We start from the raw sequence: 18,788 nt of genomic DNA, 5'->3' as shown, positions 1-18,788 counted from the left end.
ACAGTCCAGTGCGTGTACTAGTACACCTGGGTGGTTCTGATCAGGCCTTTGTTCCCGGCACCCCGGCGTGCTAGAACACTTGTGCGTTAGTCCCCGTGAGGAGCTGCCGTGCCCACCCTCGACCGTCCAGAGCCGCCGTACCTGCAGATCGCGGGCCGGATCCGCGAAGACATCCTGTCCGGCCGGCTGCAGGAGGGCGACACCGTGCCGTCCGCGCGCGAGATCGCGCGCACGTGGGCCGTCGCCATGGCGACGGCCACCAAGGTGCTGGCCACCCTGCGGTCGCAGGGCCTGGTGCGGCCCGTGCGCGGCGTCGGCACGGTCGTCGACCGGGGCGGCCTGCACCGCACGGCCCGCGACCGCTCGGCCGCTTCGGCGCGCACCGGGCGGATCTACCCGCCGGGCCACTACGCGGTGATCCGCGCGGCCGGCCTGGAGCCGGCGTCCGAGCGCGCCGCCGCGGCGCTGGGCCTCGAAGAGGGCGCCCCGGCGATCCGGCGGCAGCGCACCACGTACGGGCCCGACTCGCGGCCGCTGTCGACGTCGACGTCGTGGTTCGACGGCGCGCTGTCGGCGAAGGCGCCGGCCCTGCTGGTCGCGGAGCGGATCGTCGAAGGCACCTCGGTCCACGCGGCCGCCCGGCTGGGCACCAGGATCGTGCGGACGGAGGAACGGCACGCGGCAGGCCGCGCGAGCGGCGAGGAGGCGGGCGAACTGGGGCTGCCCGAAGGGGCGCCGGTGCTGCTCGGCCGGAGCACCTTCCTGGCGGCCGACGGGACGGTCGTCGAGTACGGTGAATCCGCCGCCTTGCCCGACCACTGGGTTTTCTACGAGTACACGACTGAGGACGGCGAATGAAGAAGATCCACGCGGGCAAGGTCCGCGACCTGTACGAGCTCGACGGCGGGGACATCCTGCTGGTCGCGTCCGACCGGGTCTCGGTCTACGACGTGGCGCTGCCGACGCTGATCCCGGACAAGGGCGCGCTGCTCAACCAGCTGTCCGCGTGGTGGTTCGACCGGATGGCCGAGGTCGTGCCGAACCACGTCGTGTCGACCACCGACGTGCCGGCGGAGTTCGCCGGGCGCGCGATGCGGTGCAAGCCGCTGAAGATGGTCAAGGTCGAGTGCATCGCCCGCGGCTACCTCGCCGGCCTGGGCCTGCGCGAATACCAGCGTGACGGCAAGATCTCCGGCGTCGCGCTGCCGCCGGGGCTGCTCGAGGGCGACAAGCTGCCGGAGCCGATCTTCACGCCGACGACCAAGGAGTCCGACACCGGGCACGACGAGTTCATGACCTTCGACGAGGTCCTGAACGAGATCGGCGAGGACACCGCGAAGCGGCTTCGCGAGCTGACGCTGGAGATCTACACACGGGGCGCGGAGCACGCGGCGAAGCAGGGCGTCATCATCGCGGACACGAAGCTCGAGTTCGGGTTCGACGCCGACGGCACGCTGACCCTCGGCGACGAGGTCCTGACGTCGGACTCGTCGCGGTTCTGGCCCGCCGACGAGTGGGAGCCGGGCCGCCCGCAGCACGCGTTCGACAAGCAGTTCGTCCGCGACTGGTCGCGGTCGACGGGCTGGGACCAGACCCCGCCCGGGCCGGAGATCCCGGCGGAGATCGTCGAGCAGACGCGGCAGCGCTACACCGAGGTCTACGAGCGGATCACCGGGAAGACCTGGGTCCGTGGGTGAGTTCGACCCGTACCGGCTGATCGACGAGGTCGAGACGCTGCTGGTTTCGCACGGCCTCGCGCCGTCGCGGATCCCCGGGCGAGGAGGCGACCGGCTGGCGGGCGCCAGCCGCCTCCTGCGCGGCTTCGGCCTTCAGCCCCGGACGGCCCCCGAGGACGCGTTCGACCTCGGGGTGCCGTTCCAGGCCCGGATCAACCAGGACTAGGGGCTCTTGGTGAGGGTGGCGTCGCGCTCCACGACGTCACCGAGGACGTCGTCGATGGCCCGCATGAGGTCGGCGTCGAGCTTCTTGCCGGCGGCCTTGACGTTCTCGTGCACCTGCTCCGGGCGCGAGGCCCCGATGATCGCGGAGGCGACGTTCGGGTTCTGGAGCACCCACGCGACGGCCAGCTGAGCGAGGCTCAGATCGGCCTGCTTGGCGAGCGGCTCCAGCTCGGCGACGCGCTTGAGGACGTTCTCGTCGAGGAAGCGGGCGACCATGTTGGCGCCGCCCTTCTCGTCGGTGGCCCGCGAGCCGGCGGGGTAGTCCTGGCCGGGCTTGTACTTGCCGGTCAGCACGCCCTGCGCGATCGGCGACCAGACGATCTGGCTGAGGCCTTCGCGCTCGGAGGCGGGGATGACCTGGTCCTCGATGACGCGCCAGAGCATGTTGTACTGCGGCTGGTTGGAGACGAAGGGCACCTTCAGCTCGCGCGCGAGGGCGGCGCCGCGGCTGATCTGCTCGGCGGTCCACTCGGAGACGCCGACGTAGAGCACCTTGCCCTGGCGGACGAGGTCGGCGAAGGCGAGCATGGTCTCTTCCAGCGGGACGGTCCGGTCGAACCGGTGCGCCTGGTAGAGGTCGACGTAGTCGGTGCCGAGCCGCTCCAGCGACGCGTTCGCGGACTCGATGATGTGCTTGCGGGACAGGCCCTTGTCGTTGGGGCCCTTGGGACCGGTGGGCCAGTAGACCTTGGTGAAGATCTCCAGGCTCTCCCGCCGCTGCCCCTTCAGCCCGCGGCCCAGCACCGACTCGGCGGCGGTGTTGGCGTAGGCGTCGGCGGTGTCGAAGGTGGTGATGCCGGCGTCGAGCGCGGCCTTGATGCAGGCGTGGGCCTGGTCTTCCTCGACCTGGGAACCATGGGTGAGCCAGTTCCCGTACGAGATCTCACTGACGTTGAGGCCGCTGCGGCCGAGACGACGAAACTCCATGGGGGTGAGCTTAGGCGGTAATCGTTTGCTTTGCTAACGATCCTGGAGTGACTCCAGCCTCGCTCCGGCGCGCTGCGGTGTCTTGAATGAGTCATTCAGGACCTCCGAGGACCTGAATGACTCATTCAAGACCTCTGCGCGGCGGGCAGGCCTCTCCGGGCGGGCCCGCCAGCGCGCGCCGTGGTCGGGCAGTCAGGGGTCGGCGCTCATCGTGGACAGCAAGAAGCCGGGTGGAGGCTCGCTCCACCCGGCTTCTCACAACCGGCTCAGTTCGGGATCGGGTCGCCCGGCTTCAGCCGCGGCTTCGGCACCCGCAGCCGCCGGATCTGAGAGGCCCGGACGAACGCGTACCAGCCGATGGACCGGCCGTTCACGGTCTCCTTCGGGAACTTCTCCCGCACCAGCTTCGCGATCTTCCGGCCGTTGACGAAGCCCTCGATCGCCATCACCAGCAGCATCGCCGTGCACAGCAGCGTGATGTACGACTGGACCTGGGGCAGCGGGACCAGCAGCGCCAGGAACACCACGATCGCCAGCGGCATGAACAGGCCCAGCAGGTTGCGCCGGGTGTCGACCAGGTCGCGGACGTACGCCTTCACCGGGCCGCGGTCGCGGGGGAGGAGGTACTTGTCGTCGCCCGCCATCATGCGGTCGCGGCGGAGCTTGGCGGCCGCGCGGCGGTCTTCCTTCGTCTGCGGGTTCGACTTGCGCAGTTCCTTGTTGCGCTTCATCGCCTCACGCATGGTGGTGGGCGGCGGCGCCACCGGGCCGCGCCGCTTCGCCTCCGCGTCTCGGCGCTTGGGCGTAGCCTTGCCCTTACCGGGCGTGAACGACTTGCCCGCGACGTCGACGGCGTCCGTCGACTCCGGCTCGTCGGCGGCGGTGTCTGTGGTGCTTCGGCGCAGGAACCTCACCTCACCAGGGTATTGCAGGCGTCACGCCGCCGTTCACCAGGTCGATCGATGTGCGACCATGGTGGGGAACAGAACGGACTCCCCGGGTGTTGAAGACGTCAGCACGAGGAGTATCCGCAGTGAGTTCGAACCTAGAGGGAGTGCCATGACGACCGCTGAGCACGCCGGCGCGACGCAGGCCGAGACCGCCGAAGAGACCCACGGCGTCACGCTGACCGACGCCGCGGCTGCCAAGGCGAAGGCCCTGCTCGAGCAGGAGGGCCGCGACGACATGCACCTGCGCATCGCCGTCCAGCCCGGTGGCTGCGCGGGCCTGCGCTACCAGCTGTTCTTCGACGAGCGCACGCTCGACGGCGACCTGTTCCGCGACTTCGACGGCCTCAAGGTCGCCGTGGACCGGATGAGCGCGCCGTACGTTTCGGAAGCCGTCATCGACTTTGTGGACTCGATCGAGAAGCAGGGCTTCACGATCGACAACCCGAACGCCACCGGCTCCTGCGCCTGCGGCGATTCGTTCCACTGAGCCGAAGCGCCACGAGAAAGGCCCCGTCCCCCCTGAGTGGGAGGCGGGGCCTTCTTCGTCTCTGCGGATCTACACGTAGGCGTCGAGCTCGGCCACCTGGGCGTGGCACGCCTCGTCCACCTGCCACGGCTTGGCCGTGACGCGGGGCAGCGGCAGGCTCTCGGCCTGCAAGGTCTCCGGGATCTGCGCGCAGTCGGCGATCAGCTCGGACAGGGTCTCGGGTTCGGTGACGGCGTTCACGATTCGTAACGCTATTGATCGCGATTCGACTGGACTAGGAGTACCAGCCGGTAGTGTCGGCTGGGCGTGCGCGAACTACCCGGATGGGTCATGACCCGGGGGTAACTTCGCGCCTTTTGCCGTGAGGTCGAACACAAAGGAGCAGCCGGTGGCAGACAGGGCCAGGATCGCGGTGTCCGGCAGTATCGCGACCGACCACCTCATGCACTTCCCGGGCAGGTTCGCGGAGCAGCTGGTCGCGGAGCAGCTGCACCGGGTTTCCCTCAGCTTCCTCGCCGACGACCTCGTGGTCCGGCGCGGCGGCATCGGCGCCAACATCGCTTTCGGTCTCGGGGTGCTCGGCGTCCAGCCGGTCCTCGTGGGTGCCGTCGGCGCCGACTTCGCCGACTACCGCTCCTGGCTGGAGCGCCACGGTGTCGACACCTCCGGCGTGCACGTGTCGGAGGTCGCGCACACCGCGCGGTTCGTCTGCACCACCGACGAGGACCTCTGCCAGATCGCGACGTTCTACGCGGGCGCGATGGCCGAGTCCCGCAACATCGAGCTGCAGCCGATCGCCGAGCGCGCCGGCGCGCTCAGCCTGGTGCTGATCAGCCCGGACGACCCGGAGGGCATGGTCCGCCACGCCGAGGAGTGCCGCCAGCGCGGGTACGCCTTCGCCGTCGACCCGTCGCAGCAGCTCGCCCGGATGAGCGGTGAGCAGGCCCGCGCGTTCGTCGCCGGGGCGAAGTACCTGTTCAGCAACGACTACGAGTGGGAGCTGCTGCTCCAGAAGACCGGCTGGACCGAGGCCGACGTCCTCGCGCAGGTCGGCATGCGGATCACGACGCTGGGGGAGAAGGGCGTCGAGATCGTCGGCAAGGACGGCACCGCCCTGCAGATCGGCGCGGTCCCCGAGCGCGCGAAGGCCGACCCGACGGGCGTCGGCGACGGCTTCCGCGCGGGCTTCCTGGCCGGTCTCGACGGCGGCCTGAACGTCGAGCGCGCGGCCCAGCTGGGCTCGCTCATCGCCGTGCTGGTGCTGGAGACCGTCGGCACCCAGGAGTGGACGTTCGACCGCGCGGACGCCCTGGCCCGCATCGGCGACGCCTTCGGCCCGGACGCGGCCGACGAGATCTCGGCAGTCCTCCCCGCCGCCTGACCCAACGCCCGAAAGCCGTGAAGACCTCCTTACCGGTCAAAAAAGCCGGTAAGGAGGCCTTCACGGCTTTTCAGCGGGTCAGAGCTTGACCGGGTAGACCGGCTCCGGGACCTCGGGCTTGATGCGGTGCTCGACGAAGATGCCGTGCCACAGCATGAACACGATCAGCGCCCACAGCTGGCGGCTGCGGTCGAGCTGACCCGCCTTGTGCTCCTCCAGCAGCGCCAGGATCGCCTTCTTGTCCAGCAGTTCCTCGGTCCGGGAGTCGTTGATGATCCCCTTGGCCCAGTCGTACATCTCGTTGCGCAGCCACAGCCGGATCGGGACCGGGAAGCCGAGCTTGCGGCGGTTGAGCACGTGCGCCGGGATGATCTTGGCCAGTGCCTGGCGCAGCGCGTACTTCGTCGTGCCGTGCGCCAGCTTCTGGTCCAGCGGGATCGACGCCGCGACCTTGAACACCTCGGCGTCGAGGAACGGCACCCGCAGTTCCAGCGAGTTCGCCATGGTGACCTTGTCGGCCTTGACCAGGATGTCGCCGCGCAGCCACGTGTAGAGGTCGACGTGCTGCATGCGCGCCACCGGGTCCCAGCCGCGCGAGACGTCGTACCAGGGTGCCGTGACGTCCTTGAAGCCGACGCCTTCCTGGTAGGTCTTCAGCACGTTGCGCAGCTGGTCGTCGCGGAAGTTGCGCGCGTTGCCGTAGTAGCGGTCCTCCAGCGGCAGCGCGCCGCGGCGCAGCAGGTCCTTGCCGCGGGTGCCCTCGGGGATCTTCGTCGACACCTTGCCGATGAGCTTCCGCATGCCGCCCGGGATCTTCTCGAACGGCGCGAGCGAGATCGGCTCGTTGTAGATCGTGTAGCCGCCGAACAGCTCGTCCGCGCCCTCGCCCGACAGCACCGCCTTGACGTGCTTGCGGGCCTCACGGGCGATGAACCACAGCGGGACCAGCGCGGGGTCGGCCACCGGGTCGTCGAGGTACCAGACGATGAGCGGCAGCACCTCCATCATCTCGTCCGCCGACACCGTCCGGACCACGTGCTTCACGCCGATCGCGGCGGCCGACTCGGCGGCGACGTCGACCTCGGAGTAGCCCTCGCGCTCGAACCCGGTGGTGAACGCGATCAGGTTCGGGTTGTGCTCCTTGGCCAGCGTGGCGGTGGCCGTGGAGTCGATGCCGCCCGAGAGGAACGCGCCGACCGTGACGTCCGGGTCGGAGATCATGTGCTTGCCGACCGAGTCGCGCATCACATCGGCGATGCGCTGGTGCAGTTCCTCGGCCTCGGCCTGCGTGTTCACCGGCTTCGCGCTGAACTGCGGGTGGAAGTAGCGGGTGAACTTCACCTCACCGCCGGGGACCACCTCGAACGACGTGCCGGACTCGACGCGGCGGATCGCGGTGTGCAGCGACTCGGGCTCGGGCACGTACTGCAGGACCAGGTAGTGCTGCAGGGCCGTCCGGTCCAGCTCCTGGGCGACGCCGAGGACGTCCGACAGCTCCAGCAGGCTCTTCTTCTCACTGGAGAACGCCACGCCGCCGGGGCCGGCCGAGTAGAACAGCGGCTTGATGCCGAACGGGTCGCGGGCGCCGAAGACGCGCTTCTCCTGGGAGTCCCAGATCATGAAGGCGAACATGCCGCGCAGGCGCTTGACCCAGTCGGCGCCCAGGTAGTGGAAGCCGGCGACGATGGCCTCGCCGTCGCCCTCGGTCTCGAACTTCGCGCCGTACTGCGCGGCGAGCTCTTCGCGCAGCTCACGGTAGTTGTAGATCTCGCCGTTGAAGTTCATCGTGTACCGGCCGGGCGCCTCCGGCGGGCCCCAGACCAGCGGCTGGTGCGCGTGCTCGACGTCGATGAACGCGAGCCGGTTGAAGCCGTAGACGACCTCGGCGTCGGCCCACGTGTCCTGCTCGTCGGGGCCGCGGTGGCGCTGGCAGCGCATGGCCGCGCCGACGGCGTCACGCGCGTTGGCCGCGCCGGTCTCGGTCGCGCAGATCAGTCCAAGCAGGCCGCACACGGGTACTCACACACCTTCAGGGGTATTCGCGGGGCTGGGAAGCGCCCAGTATGCCGGGCCGGTCGTGGCGAGTACCACGCGCGTCAGGGGTTACCCCTTGGTCAGCGGAGTAGGCCAACTCGGCTAGGCTCCGCCTGTCACGAAGATCTGTCGTAGGAGGCTCTGGGTGAAAGGGCGAGGCGCAGTGGGACAACCCGAGCGCACCCTGGGTAAGCGGACCGTGCGCGTCGCCGCGTTGGCCGTGCTGGTCGCGCTGACCGCGACGGGGTGCTCCGGCGACGAGATCCTGCGGTTCGGCTGGCCGGTCGGTGTCACCGAGCAGGCGAACCAGATGCGGAACCTCTGGACCTGGACCGTGGTCGCGGCGCTGGTCGTGGGTGTCATCGTGTGGGCCCTGATCTTCTGGACCGCGACGTTCCACCGCAAGAAGAAGACGGTCGACGGCGAGCCGGAGGAGCTGCCCCGGCAGTTCCAGTACAACATCCCGCTCGAGCTGTTCACGGTCGTCGTCCCGACGATCATGGTCTGCGTCCTGTTCTTCTTCACCGCGACGACGGAGTCGAAGGTCCTGGACAAGATCCCGAACCCGGACGTCAAGGTCCAGGTCGTGGCCTTCCAGTGGAACTGGGAGTTCAAGTACGAGGACGAATCGGCGAAGAAGGCGGACGGCCGGCAGGTCAGCACCGTCGGCTCCTCCGGCGAGATCCCGCTCCTGGTGCTCCCGGTGGGCAAGACCATCCAGTACGACCTGATCTCCACCGACGTCATCCACTCCTTCTGGGTCCCGGAGTTCCACTTCAAGCGGGACGTCATGCCGAACCCGGACAAGAACAACCAGGACAGCTCGTTCCAGAACAAGATCGACCGCGAAGGCTCCTTCGTCGGCCGGTGCGCGGAGCTGTGCGGCACGTACCACTCGGTGATGAACTTCGAGGTCCGCGCGCTCTCGGCGGACAAGTACGACCAGTACATCGCGCTGCGCAAGCAGACGAACCCGGCGACCGGCCAGGCGTTCACCGCCGCCGAGGCGCTGGCGAAGATGAACTGTGGCGAGCTGTGCACCCCGCACGCGGTCACGACCCAGCCGTTCAACACCGACCGCACGGCCCGCACCGCGTCCAACTGACGCGGCCAGAACAGGAGTAGAGGAAGACCATGAAGGCCGAAGCCCGAATCTTCTTCATCGTGGCGATCTTCTCCGTGCTCATGGCGGGCGTGTACTGGACGTGGGCCGTGCTGGATCCCCGCTTCGGTGGCAAGCCCGAGCCGGTGGGCATCGTCGCGCTGATCCTGACCGGTGGGCTGGCCTTCCTGGCGGGCAGCTACATGCAGTTCGTCGCCCGCCGCATCGAGCCGCGTCCCGAAGACCGCGAAGACGCCGAGATCAGCGACGGTGCCGGCGAGCTGGGCTTCTTCAGCCCAGGCAGCTACTGGCCGGTCGCCATGGCCGCCACCGCGGCCCTCGCCGCGCTGGCGCTGGCGTTCTTCCACATCTGGCTGCTGGTGATCGCGCTCGTCGCGCTGCTCATCACCATCGGTGGCCTGGTGTTCGAGTACCACACCGGTCCCTCGCACGACTGATTTCCTTCGAAACCGGCCGTCACGCACTCGCGTGGCGGCCGGTTTCGTATTTCAGCCCCGGAAAGCCGTCCGGTACGACGACGGGCTCGTCCCGCGCAGCCGCGTGAACTGGTGGCGCAGCGCGGCCGCCGACGCGTAGCCGCACGCCGTCGCGATGTCCTCCACCGACAGCCCGCCTTCCTCCAGCAGGGCCTGGGCGCGGTCCAGGCGCCGCTCGGTCAGCCACCGGTGCGGCGTCGTGCCCGTGGCGGCCGAGAAGCGGCGCAGGAACGTCCGTTCGCCGAGGCCGCTGCGGCGGGCCAGCTCCGCCACCGTGAACGGCTGGTCCAGCCGCCGTTCGACCCACTCCAGGGCTTCCGCGACCACGGCGTCGTCGGGCGCCGCCGTGGCCGGGACCGGGGCCTGGACGAACTGGGCCTGCCCGCCCGCGCGGTGCGGGGCGGCGACCATCCGGCGCGCCAGCGTCGTGGCCGCCGCGACACCGCGCAGCCGGCGGACCAGGTGCAGGCACAGGTCGACCGCCGCGACCGTGCCCGCGCTGGTCAGGACGCCGCCGTCGTCGGCGTACAGCGCCTGCGGGTCGACGTCGGCCGCCGGGAAGCGCGCGCGGAACTCCGCCTCGTACACCCAGTGGACCGTGCAGCGGCGCCCGTCCAGCAGGCCCGCGTAGCCCAGCGTGAACACGCCCGCGCAGAACCCCGCGACCCACGCCCCGCGCGCGGCGGCGTCTCGCAGGACGTCCAGGACGGGCTCCGGTGGCGGGGCGGTCCGGGGTGCGCACGTCGGGACGATGAGCAGGTCCGCCGTCGCCGCGTAACCGAGGTCACGCAGGCCGGAGAGCCCGAACCCGGACCAGCTGGCGACCGCGCCGCCGTCCGGCGAGCAGACGCCGAAGTCCCAGCCCTCGATGCCGTCGGCGCTGCGGTCGGTGCCGAAGACCTCGCACGCGACGCCCAGCTCGAACGGCGAAACGCGGTCGGCGAGCACCACCGCGACCCGGTTGACGTCCATGGCGGCCAGTCTGTCACAAGTTTTGCGGTCGTTGTCATCTCTGACACTGGTTGGCGGGCGCCGACGAGACGAACCTGGTCGGCATGACGAACTCGGAAACCCGCCCGCTCCTCCAGTGGTCCGCGGCGATGGCCATGTCCGGCACGATCGGTGCCGTCGTCCTCGAGAGCGGCGCGGCCGCACCGGCGGTGGCGTTCGCCCGCTGCTTCGTCGGCGGCACGTTGCTGGTGCTGTGGTGCCTCTCCCGCGGCTGGCTGCAGGCCTGGCGGCCGTCCCGCCGCGACCTCGGCCTGGCCGTGCTCGGCGGGCTGTTCCTGGTCGGCAACTGGGTGCTGCTGTTCGCTTCCTACGCGCTGTCGTCGATCTCGGTCAGCACGGTCGTCTACCACACGCAGCCGCTGATCCTGGTCGGCCTGGCGGCCGCGTTCCTCGGCGAGAAGGTCGCGAAGAGCCACCTGGCCCGCGCCGCCATCGCGTTCGGCGGAGTGGCGTTGATCTCGCTTTCCGCCCACGGCGAGGACGGCAAACCCGTGCAGCTGGTCGGAATCGGCCTCGCACTCGGCGCCGCCGTGCTGTACGCGGGAGCGTCCTTCGTCGCGAAGCAGCTGAAGCACATCCGCCCGCACCTCCTGGCCGCCGTGCAGACGACGGTGGGCGCGCTGGTGCTGGCGCCCCTGCTGCTAGTCACGCCCCTGCCCACGACGACTTCGGGGCTGCTGTGGCTGGTCCTGCTCGGGACCGTCCACACGGCACTGATGTACGTGCTGATGTACGCGAGCATCGGCAAGCTGCCGACCACGACGGTGGCGCTGCTGTCCTACCTGTACCCGGTGGTGGCGGTGCTGGTGGACATCGCGTTCTACGGCCACCGCCCGAGCTGGCCGGAAGCGGTGGGCATGCTCGCGGTCCTGGCGGCCGCCCTGGCTCCCCAGCGCGGGCGCCGGACCGAGGCGCCGGGCGGGAACGGCCGGGGGACAGCGGGCGCGGTGCCCGAACCCGCCGCCTGCAAGTGAGCCGGTGGATCGCCCGGCAGGTGGTGCCGCCAGTGAGCCGCTCGCCCCACGTCCTGAATGACTCATTCAGGTCTTCGGGCGTCCTGAATGACTCATTCAAGACGCTGGAGCACCGCTGCGGACCGCACCGACGCGACTTTGCCGGGCCCCTGAGGGAGGCCGAAGCGCAGCCGGTGAAGGTCAGCTGAAGGCGATCCAGCGGTCCAGCAGCGTCGCGGCGGCGCCGGAATCGATCGCTTCCGCCGCCCGGGCCAGCCCGGCCCGCAGATCGTCCTCCAGGGACCCCGAGAAGCCCGTGAAAGCCGCCAGCGCGGCGGCCGCGTTGATCAGGACCGCGTCGCGGACCGGGCCCGCCTTGCCGGCCACGAGCTCGCGGACCACCTCGGCGTTCGCCGCCGCGTCGCCGCCGCGCAGGTCTTCCGCCGTCGCGCGGGGGATGCCCAGGTCGGCGGGGTCGAGGGAGCGCTCGGTGACCGTGCCGCCCGAGACCACCCAGACCGTCGACGTCGTGGTGGTGGTGATCTCGTCTAGGCCGTCGTCGCCGCGGACGACCAGTGCCGTCGTGCCGCGGCGGGCGAACGTCTCGGCCAGCACGCGGGTCTTGTCCTCGTACGCGCAGCCGATGACCGCGGCGCCCGGCTGTGCCGGGTTGGTCAGCGGGCCGAGCAGGTTGAACGTCGTCGGGATGCCGAGCTCGCTGCGCACCGGGCCGGCGTGGCGCAGGGCCGGGTGGAACGCCGACGCCAGGAAGAACCCGATCCCGACTTCCTCGAGGCTGCGGCGCACGTCCTCCGGCGGCAGGCTGATCCGCACGCCGAGCGCCTCGAGGACGTCGGCCGCGCCGGACTTCGACGACGCGCTGCGGTTGCCGTGCTTGGCCACCGGCGCGCCGGCGGCCGCCGTGACGATCGTCGCCATCGTCGAGATGTTCACCGAGTTCGAGCCGTCGCCGCCGGTGCCGACGATGTCGACGGCCGGGCCGTCCAGCTCGACGCGCCGGGCGTGGGCCAGCATCGTGGCCGCCATGCCGGCGATCTCCTCGGGCGTCTCGCCCTTGGCGCGCAGCGCGACCGCGAACCCGGCGATCCGGGCCGGGCTCGCCGCGCCGCTCATGATCTGGTCCATCGCCCACGCCGTGTCGTCCGCGGAGAGGTCGACGCCCGCGATGAGCTGCTTGAGCAGGGGTGGCCAGGTGCGGGGGACCGGGGTGGTCACCGGGCTCAGCCGTTCACGACGGGGACCCGTCGCAGCACGTCGGCGACGGTCTCCGCGGCGGTCAGCGGGTCCAGCGGGTGCACCAGCACGGCGTCCGCCTGTGACCAGGTCGCCAGCCACCGGTCGTCCTTGCGCCGCACCGAAACCACGATCGGCGGGCAGTTCGTGATCTCGGCCTTGAGCTGGCGGCAGAGGCCGATGCCGCCGGTGGGCTGCGCTTCGCCGTCGAGGATCGCGAGGTCGACGTTGCCGGCGTCCACCTCGGACAGCACGTCGGCGATGCCGGCCGCCTCGACGTAGTCCACGCGCGCCAGGTCCGCCGCGGGCCGGCGGCCGACTGCGTTCACGATCGCTTCGCGCACCTCTGCCTTGTGGCTGAACACCAGGACCCGCATCGACTCGCCCATTGCGCACGCCTCCGTCTCGTCACCGAACTCCGCCGATCGTATCGGCAGAGACCGACATCACGCGGTCGGCTCCGGCTGGAGCGCGTCCCAGCCCAGCGCGTCGCCGCCCAATCGTTGCGCGAGGCCCGCCATCCGGGACCGTTCCTGGGCGCAGTGGAGCGCGTCGAGCACCTGGACGCGCACCGCGAGCACGTGCGCGAAGTCACCCCGGGCACCCTGTTCCCGCAGGTCGTAGCCGTCTTGGGCAAGGATCGAGGCCGCTTCGGCGACCCGGTCCGGCGGGAGCAGCAGGTGGTGCCGCAGGACGGCCGGTGCCGTGCTGACCCAACCGGGTGAACCCGCGAGCACGGCGGAGTCCGCGACGACCGGGTCGAAGGCCTCCGCGACGATCTCCAGCCCGGGGTCGTCGGGCCCGAGAACAGGCGTTTCGCGCCTCTTGACCAGGTTGAGCAGGCGGTTCACCAAACCCATGAGTAGCTCTCACCTTCCCGGGCATGCCGTGTGATCGGTTACGCAGACGACCCGCCGTGGACCCACCCGGCGGAGCGGCGGTGCGAGAGGACATAATGCGACGCGTGACAACGGCAGCTCCCACCATCAGTCAGCGGGTCCACTCGCTGAACCGGCCGAACATGGTCAGTGTCGGCACCATCGTGTGGCTGTCCAGCGAGCTGATGTTCTTCGCCGGACTGTTCGCGATGTTCTTCACCGTCAAGGCGCAGAACTCGTCCGGCCAGTGGCCGCCGCCGCTGCACGGCGAGGAGTTCCACCTCAACGTGGCGTACGCGATCCCGTTCACGGTGATCCTCGTGCTGTCCTCGCTGACCTGCCAGTTCGGGGTGTTCGCCGCCGAGCGCGGCGACGTCTACGGGCTGCGCCGCTGGTACATCATCACGTTGATCATGGGCGCGATCTTCGTCGCCGGCCAGGCCAACGAGTACCACAACCTGGTCGAAGAGGGGATGACGATCCCGTCCGGCCCGTTCGGCACGGTCTTCTACCTCGCCACCGGGTTCCACGGCCTGCACGTCATCGGCGGGCTCGTCGCCTTCGTGTACCTGCTCATCCGCACGAAGCTGAGCAAGTTCACGCCCGCCCAGGCCACGTCGGCGATCGTCGTGTCCTACTACTGGCACTTCGTCGACATCGTGTGGGTCGGCCTGTTCGGTGTGATCTACCTCCTTCCGTAGGTCCGCCCAGCCGCCACCACCATCACCATCGGCCTGAACTGACAGCAAGGGTTGCCGCAAGATGACCACCAGCACCAAATCGTCGGAGCGCCGCTACCGCGCGCGGTCGAAGCTGCGGAGGCGGTTCGCCGGCCTGCTCGCGCTCGGTATCGCGCTGGTGGGCGCCGGCGCCCTGTACGCCGTGTTCGCCCCGGAGCCGCAGACCGCGCAGGCCCAGGGCACGCCGGCGCAGCTGCGCTTGGGCGAGCAGGTCTACAACAACACCTGCATCGCGTGCCACGGCGCGAACCTCGAAGGCGTGCAGGACCGCGGGCCGAGCCTGATCGGCATCGGCGACGCCGCGGTGTACTTCCAGACTTCTTCGGGCCGCATGCCCGCCGCGCGCCAGGAGGCCCAGGCCGCGCGGAAGCCGCCGAAGCTGACCGAGGCCGAGATCGACGCCGTCGGCGCCTACATCCAGGCGCACGGCGGCGGCGTCCAGCGCCCGGCCGAGAAGGGCGAGGCCCTGCGCGGCTCGGACCCGGCCCGCGGTGGCGAGCTGTTCCGCCTGAACTGTGCTTCGTGCCACAACTTCACCGGCCGCGGCGGCGCGCTGTCGGCGGGCAAGTACGCGCCGAACCTGGACCCGGCCAGCGAAGAGCAGATCTACACGGCCATGCTGACCGGCCCCCAGAACATGCCGAAGTTCTCCGACCGGCAGCTGTCGCCGGAGGAGAAGAAGGACATCGTCGCCTACGTGAAGTCGGTGTCCGACGGCAACAATGACCCGGGTGGTAACGGCCTCGGCGGGGTCGGCCCCGCTTCGGAGGGCGTCATCGCCTTTATCGTCGGTATCGCCGCGCTGATCGGCGTGACGTTGTGGATTGGATCGAAGGCATGAGTGCCGAGGGGCCGAAGCCGCCGACGGAGGCGGAGCTGGCTGAGATGGACCGGGACCAGCTGGTCAAGCTGGGCGGGCAGCTCGACGGCGTCGAGATCGTCGAGTACCCCACCCCGTGGCCGGTGGAGGGCACCCGGGCGGAGAAGCGCGCCGAGCGCCTGGTGGCGTTCTGGTTCGCCCTGTCCGCCGTGGCCGGGCTGGGCTTCGTCGTCTCGCTGATCTGGTGGCCGTGGAAGTACGAGGCGCCGGACAACGAGAGCGGCCACTTCTGGTACAGCCTCTACACCCCGATGCTCGGCATCACGCTCGGCCTGGCCATCCTCGGCCTCGGCATCGGCGTGATCCTGTACACGAAGAAGTTCGTGCCGGCCGAGGTCGCGGTGCAGGAGCGCCACGACGGCGAGGGCAAGGGGTCGGCCGAGGTCGACCGCCAGACGTTCCTCGCGCACCTGGCCGACGCCGGCAACCGCAGCACCATCGCGCGCCGGTCGCTGATCAAGCGCTCGGCCATCGCCGGGGCCGGCACGCTGGGCCTCGCGGCCGCCGCGCTGCCGCTGGCGTCCTTCATCAAGAACCCGTGGAAGGACAGCGAGACCCGCGAGTCGCTGTGGCACACCGGCTGGCAGCCGAACTTCCCGGGCGAGAAGGTCTACCTGCGCCGCAACACCGGCAAGCCGCTGGAGGAGGGCGAAGAGGTCAGCCTGGTCAAGGCCGAGGACCTCGACGCCGGCGCGATGGAAACCGTCTTCCCGTACCGCGAGTCCGAAAAGGGCAAGCCGGAACTGCTGGCCGCCGCGCTGACCCGGGTCGACAACCCGGTCATGCTGATCCGCCTGCGCCCGACCGACGCCGCCAAGGTGGTCAAGCGGTCCGGCCAGGAGGACTTCAACTTCGGCGACTACTACGCGTACACGAAGATCTGCAGCCACGTCGGCTGCCCGACCTCCCTGTACGAGCAGCGCACCAACCGCATCCTGTGCCCCTGCCACCAGTCGCAGTTCGACGCGCTGCACTACGCCAAGCCGATTTTCGGCCCGGCGACGCGTCCGCTGGCCCAGCTACCGATCACGGTGGACGAAGAGGGATACTTGATCGCGCGAGGCGACTTCATCGAGGCCATCGGTCCGGCCTTTTGGGAGCGTAAGTCATGAGTTCACTGACCACCCCGACCAAGGGGTCGAGTGCCGTGGAGCGGCACGTGGGCGAGGCCGCGGACAACGCGGACCGGCGGTACCACGCGGCCAAGGGCCTGCGGCACCAGATGAACAAGGTGTTCCCGACGCACTGGTCGTTCCTGCTCGGGGAGATCGCGCTCTACAGCTTCATCATCCTGCTGCTCACCGGTGTGTACCTGACGCTGTTCTTCGACCCCTCCATGCAGGAGGTCGTCTACCAGGGCAGCTTCAAGAACATGCAGGGCCTGGAGATGTCGCAGGCGTTCCGCACGACGCTGGACCTCTCCTTCGACGTGCGCGGCGGGCTGTTCATGCGGCAGCTGCACCACTGGGCGGCGCTGATCTTCGTGGCGTCGATGGCCGTGCACATGCTGCGGATCTTCTTCACCGGTGCGTTCCGGCGCCCGCGTGAGGCGAACTGGGTGATCGGCGGGCTGCTGCTGATCCTGGGCTGTTTCGAAGGCTTCTTCGGCTACTCGCTCCCGGACGACCTGCTCTCGGGTACCGGTATCCGCGCGACGCTGTCGGGCATCGTGCTCTCGGTGCCGGTGATGGGCACCTGGATCCACTGGGCGCTGTTCGGCGGGGAGTTCCCGGGCGACCAGATCATCCCGCGCCTGTACACGCTGCACATCCTGCTTCTGCCGGGGATCATGCTCGCGCTGGTCGGGGCGCACCTGGCGCTGGTCTGGTACCAGAAGCACACCCAGTTCCCGGGGGTGCGGCGCAAGGAGACCAACGTCGTCGGGGTGCGGATCATGCCGTACTTCGCGCTCAAGGGCGGGGCGTTCTTCACCCTGGTCGTGGGTGTGCTGGCGCTGATGTCGGGGTTGTTCCAGATCAACCCGGTGTGGAACTTCGGCCCGTACAACCCGGCGCAGGTCTCGGCGGGCTCGCAGCCGGACTGGTACATGGCCTGGGCCGACGGCATGCTCCGGATCTGGCCCGCGTGGGAGGTCTACCTCGGGAACTACACGATCCCGGCGGTGTTCTTCCCCGGCGCGATCGGCATGCCGATCCTGTTCGGCCTGTTCCTGACCTACCCGTTCATCGAGCGGAAGCTGTCCAAGGACACCGCGCACCACAACCTGCTCCAGCGGCCCCGGGACGTCCCGGTCCGCACGGCGCTGGGCGCGATGGCGCTGGGCTTCTTCATGGTGATCGAGCTGTCGGGCTTCAACGACATCATCGCCGACAGCTTCGACATCTCCCTGAACGCGACGACGTGGGCGGGCCGCATCGGCGTGCTCATCGTGCCGCCGATCGCCTACTACCTCACTTACCGGCTCTGCCTGGGCCTGCAGCGGGCCGACCGCGAGGTGCTGGAGCACGGCGTCGAGACCGGCATCATCAAGCGGCTGCCGCACGGTGAGTTCATCGAGATCCACCAGCCGCTCGCCGGCGTGGACAGCCACGGCCACGCGATCCCGCTCGAGTACCAGGGCGCGTCCGTGCCGAAGAAGATGAACAAGCTTGGCTCGGCCGGGCAGGCCGTCCCGGGCACGTTCTGGTCGCCGGACCCGGCCGAGGAGACCGCCGCGCTGCAGCGGGCCCACGGCAACGGGCACGGCAACGGCCACTCCGCGACGGAGGACGGCCAGCACGGTGAGTTCGACACCGCCGAAGCGGCTTCGGCCGCGAAGCAGTCGGACCACTAGCAACACGTCAGCCCGAAGGCCACCTCCGGTTCGCCGGAGGTGGCCTTCGGTGTTTCCGGGCTGGCACGATGCGCGGCATGGAACGCGTGCTCGGCATCGGTGGTTACTTCTTCCGCGCGGCGGACCCGGCGGCCCTGGGGGCCTGGTACCGGGACTGCCTGGGCCTCGACGCCGACGAGCACGGCCTCTGGCAGCAGACGCCGGGGCCGACGGTCTTCGCGCCGTTCGAGGCCGGGACCGACTACTTCGGGTCGCCCTCGCAGCAGGCCATGCTCAACTTCCGGGTCCGCGACCTGGACGCGATGCTGGCGCAGCTGCGCGCCAAGGGCGCCGACGTGGCCGAGGAGACCCAGGACCTGGACGGCGTCGGCCGCTTCGGCTGGGTCACCGACCCCGAGGGGAACCGCGTCGAGCTCTGGCAGCCGGCCTAGCCCGTCCCGCGGAGCCGTTCGACGGCCTTCCGGGCCCGCGAGACGCGGGTTTCCGGCTTCTTGGCCTCGGCGACCCACTGGACGTACTCGCGCCGGTGCGACGGCGGCAGGGCTTCGAACGCCGCCGCCGCGTCGGGGGCCGCGGCGAGCGCGGCGGCCAGCTCCTCGGGGACCTCGGTCAATCCTCGACGCCGATCGAGAAGGCCGACTCGGTGTCGGCGCGGGAGTAGGACCGGAACGCGATGTGCGTGACGGTGTCCAGCACGCCCGGCACCTTCCCGATCCGGCCGGGGATGAGGTCGGCCAGCTCCTCGTGCGCGGACACCTTCACGGTGGCGATGAGGTCGACGTCCCCGGCGCAGGAGTAGACCTCGCCGACACCCTCGATGTCGGCGATCGCCTGCGCCGCGTCCGGGATCGCGTCCGCCTCAACCTGGATCAACACGATCGCGGTGATCACCTGGGTCCTCCAAGGCTCGTCTTCGGGTGTCGTCCGCGATCCTAGTGA

At 69.9% G+C, this 18,788-nt stretch carries 23 protein-coding genes; 13 read left to right on the top strand and 10 right to left on the bottom strand.

Annotated features, from left to right (window positions below):
* Nucleotides 1–108: 108 nt before the first annotated feature.
* Genes H4696_RS22485 through H4696_RS22475 form a run of 3 tightly spaced genes read left to right on the top strand, consistent with a single transcriptional unit; the run spans nucleotide 109 to nucleotide 1,902 of the window.
* Entirely contained in the window at nucleotides 109–858 is a 750-nt protein-coding gene (locus H4696_RS22485) for a GntR family transcriptional regulator (protein WP_086859626.1), read from the top strand.
* Entirely contained in the window at nucleotides 855–1,697 is an 843-nt protein-coding gene (locus H4696_RS22480) for a phosphoribosylaminoimidazolesuccinocarboxamide synthase (protein ID WP_086859628.1), read from the top strand. The genes H4696_RS22485 and H4696_RS22480 overlap by 4 nt, the downstream gene beginning before the upstream one ends.
* The gene (locus H4696_RS22475; protein WP_086859630.1) at nucleotides 1,690–1,902 is read left to right on the top strand and encodes a hypothetical protein; all 213 of its coding nucleotides are present in this window, start codon (nucleotides 1,690–1,692) and stop codon (nucleotides 1,900–1,902) included. Before H4696_RS22480 ends, H4696_RS22475 begins: the two co-directional genes overlap by 8 nt.
* On the opposite strand, the gene H4696_RS22470 is transcribed toward H4696_RS22475, so the two are convergent.
* Both H4696_RS22470 and H4696_RS22465 read right to left on the bottom strand, forming a co-directional pair.
* Nucleotides 1,899–2,888 carry an aldo/keto reductase family protein gene (locus tag H4696_RS22470; protein WP_086859632.1) on the bottom strand — a complete coding sequence of 330 codons (990 nt, stop codon included), beginning with the start codon at nucleotides 2,886–2,888 and terminating at the stop codon, nucleotides 1,899–1,901. The genes H4696_RS22475 and H4696_RS22470 overlap by 4 nt on opposite strands.
* Before the next feature lie 266 nt (nucleotides 2,889–3,154).
* Nucleotides 3,155–3,802, bottom strand: coding sequence for a DUF3043 domain-containing protein (locus H4696_RS22465; protein WP_086859634.1), 648 nt, complete (start codon nucleotides 3,800–3,802; stop codon nucleotides 3,155–3,157).
* A gap of 145 nt (nucleotides 3,803–3,947) precedes the next feature.
* Between H4696_RS22465 and H4696_RS22460 the strand changes: the two genes are divergently transcribed.
* Nucleotides 3,948–4,325 carry a HesB/IscA family protein gene (locus H4696_RS22460; RefSeq protein WP_086859636.1) on the top strand — a complete coding sequence of 126 codons (378 nt, stop codon included), beginning with the start codon at nucleotides 3,948–3,950 and terminating at the stop codon, nucleotides 4,323–4,325.
* A gap of 69 nt (nucleotides 4,326–4,394) precedes the next feature.
* Here H4696_RS22460 and H4696_RS22455 read toward each other — a convergent pair whose 3' ends face one another.
* Complete coding sequence (locus H4696_RS22455) at nucleotides 4,395–4,565, bottom strand: hypothetical protein (protein WP_169734971.1); 171 nt, start codon at nucleotides 4,563–4,565, stop codon at nucleotides 4,395–4,397.
* Between the two features lie 148 nt (nucleotides 4,566–4,713).
* Here H4696_RS22455 and H4696_RS22450 point away from each other — a divergent pair, with 148 nt between their 5' ends.
* A complete protein-coding gene (locus H4696_RS22450; protein ID WP_086859638.1) occupies nucleotides 4,714–5,706 on the top strand; it encodes a carbohydrate kinase family protein in 993 nt (330 codons plus the stop codon).
* Between the two features lie 78 nt (nucleotides 5,707–5,784).
* Here H4696_RS22450 and asnB read toward each other — a convergent pair whose 3' ends face one another.
* Nucleotides 5,785–7,719 carry an asparagine synthase (glutamine-hydrolyzing) gene (gene asnB, locus H4696_RS22445; RefSeq protein ID WP_086859640.1) on the bottom strand — a complete coding sequence of 645 codons (1,935 nt, stop codon included), beginning with the start codon at nucleotides 7,717–7,719 and terminating at the stop codon, nucleotides 5,785–5,787.
* Nucleotides 7,720–7,903: 184 nt separating this feature from the next.
* Between asnB and ctaC the strand changes: the two genes are divergently transcribed.
* On the top strand, nucleotides 7,904–8,845 hold the full coding sequence (ctaC, locus tag H4696_RS22440) for an aa3-type cytochrome oxidase subunit II (protein ID WP_169734972.1): 942 nt from the start codon (nucleotides 7,904–7,906) through the stop codon (nucleotides 8,843–8,845).
* Between the two features lie 29 nt (nucleotides 8,846–8,874).
* Nucleotides 8,875–9,300 (top strand): cytochrome c oxidase subunit 4, encoded by a 426-nt coding sequence (locus tag H4696_RS22435; protein WP_086859644.1) that lies wholly within the window; start codon nucleotides 8,875–8,877, stop codon nucleotides 9,298–9,300.
* Between the two features lie 51 nt (nucleotides 9,301–9,351).
* Here the strand turns inward: H4696_RS22435 and H4696_RS22430 are convergent, their stop codons facing one another.
* A complete protein-coding gene (locus tag H4696_RS22430) occupies nucleotides 9,352–10,311 on the bottom strand; it encodes a GlxA family transcriptional regulator (protein ID WP_086859646.1) in 960 nt (319 codons plus the stop codon).
* A gap of 83 nt (nucleotides 10,312–10,394) precedes the next feature.
* Between H4696_RS22430 and H4696_RS22425 the strand changes: the two genes are divergently transcribed.
* Entirely contained in the window at nucleotides 10,395–11,324 is a 930-nt protein-coding gene (locus H4696_RS22425) for a DMT family transporter (protein WP_086859659.1), read from the top strand.
* 180 nt (nucleotides 11,325–11,504) lie between these two features.
* Here the strand turns inward: H4696_RS22425 and trpD are convergent, their stop codons facing one another.
* The 3 genes from trpD to H4696_RS22410 are packed head-to-tail and all read right to left on the bottom strand — an operon-like array spanning nucleotide 11,505 to nucleotide 13,417.
* On the bottom strand, nucleotides 11,505–12,539 hold the full coding sequence (trpD, locus tag H4696_RS22420; RefSeq protein WP_086859648.1) for an anthranilate phosphoribosyltransferase: 1,035 nt from the start codon (nucleotides 12,537–12,539) through the stop codon (nucleotides 11,505–11,507).
* A gap of 5 nt (nucleotides 12,540–12,544) precedes the next feature.
* On the bottom strand, nucleotides 12,545–12,946 hold the full coding sequence (locus H4696_RS22415) for a response regulator transcription factor (protein WP_086859650.1): 402 nt from the start codon (nucleotides 12,944–12,946) through the stop codon (nucleotides 12,545–12,547).
* Nucleotides 12,947–13,003: 57 nt separating this feature from the next.
* Nucleotides 13,004–13,417, bottom strand: coding sequence for a hypothetical protein (locus H4696_RS22410; RefSeq protein ID WP_086859652.1), 414 nt, complete (start codon nucleotides 13,415–13,417; stop codon nucleotides 13,004–13,006).
* A 95-nt stretch (nucleotides 13,418–13,512) separates the two neighbouring features.
* Here H4696_RS22410 and ctaE point away from each other — a divergent pair, with 95 nt between their 5' ends.
* The 5 genes from ctaE (at nucleotide 13,513) to H4696_RS22385 (ending at nucleotide 18,280) form a co-directional block, all read left to right on the top strand.
* Entirely contained in the window at nucleotides 13,513–14,136 is a 624-nt protein-coding gene (gene ctaE / locus H4696_RS22405) for an aa3-type cytochrome oxidase subunit III (protein WP_086859653.1), read from the top strand.
* Between the two features lie 61 nt (nucleotides 14,137–14,197).
* Nucleotides 14,198–15,016: a cytochrome bc1 complex diheme cytochrome c subunit gene (gene qcrC, locus H4696_RS22400; RefSeq protein ID WP_086859655.1), complete on the top strand. Its 819-nt coding sequence runs from the start codon at nucleotides 14,198–14,200 to the stop codon at nucleotides 15,014–15,016.
* Complete coding sequence (qcrA, locus tag H4696_RS22395; protein ID WP_086859657.1) at nucleotides 15,013–16,167, top strand: cytochrome bc1 complex Rieske iron-sulfur subunit; 1,155 nt, start codon at nucleotides 15,013–15,015, stop codon at nucleotides 16,165–16,167. Before qcrC ends, qcrA begins: the two co-directional genes overlap by 4 nt.
* Complete coding sequence (qcrB, locus tag H4696_RS22390) at nucleotides 16,164–17,849, top strand: cytochrome bc1 complex cytochrome b subunit (protein ID WP_192782476.1); 1,686 nt, start codon at nucleotides 16,164–16,166, stop codon at nucleotides 17,847–17,849. Before qcrA ends, qcrB begins: the two co-directional genes overlap by 4 nt.
* 77 nt (nucleotides 17,850–17,926) lie before the next feature.
* The gene (locus H4696_RS22385) at nucleotides 17,927–18,280 is read left to right on the top strand and encodes a VOC family protein (protein ID WP_086856705.1); all 354 of its coding nucleotides are present in this window, start codon (nucleotides 17,927–17,929) and stop codon (nucleotides 18,278–18,280) included.
* Here the strand turns inward: H4696_RS22385 and H4696_RS22380 are convergent.
* Nucleotides 18,277–18,462: a YdeI/OmpD-associated family protein gene (locus H4696_RS22380; RefSeq protein ID WP_086856700.1), complete on the bottom strand. Its 186-nt coding sequence runs from the start codon at nucleotides 18,460–18,462 to the stop codon at nucleotides 18,277–18,279. The two genes, H4696_RS22385 and H4696_RS22380, sit on opposite strands and share 4 nt — an antisense overlap.
* Entirely contained in the window at nucleotides 18,459–18,740 is a 282-nt protein-coding gene (locus tag H4696_RS22375; RefSeq protein WP_086856699.1) for an Lrp/AsnC family transcriptional regulator, read from the bottom strand. Before H4696_RS22375 ends, H4696_RS22380 begins: the two co-directional genes overlap by 4 nt.
* Nucleotides 18,741–18,788 lie beyond the last annotated feature (48 nt).

The sequence above is a fragment of the Amycolatopsis lexingtonensis genome, from assembly GCF_014873755.1.
Classification (GTDB): Bacteria; Actinomycetota; Actinomycetes; order Mycobacteriales; family Pseudonocardiaceae; genus Amycolatopsis; species Amycolatopsis lexingtonensis.
The sequence above is the reverse complement of the archived record's forward strand: the minus strand, read 5'-3'. Positions and strand labels throughout refer to the sequence as shown.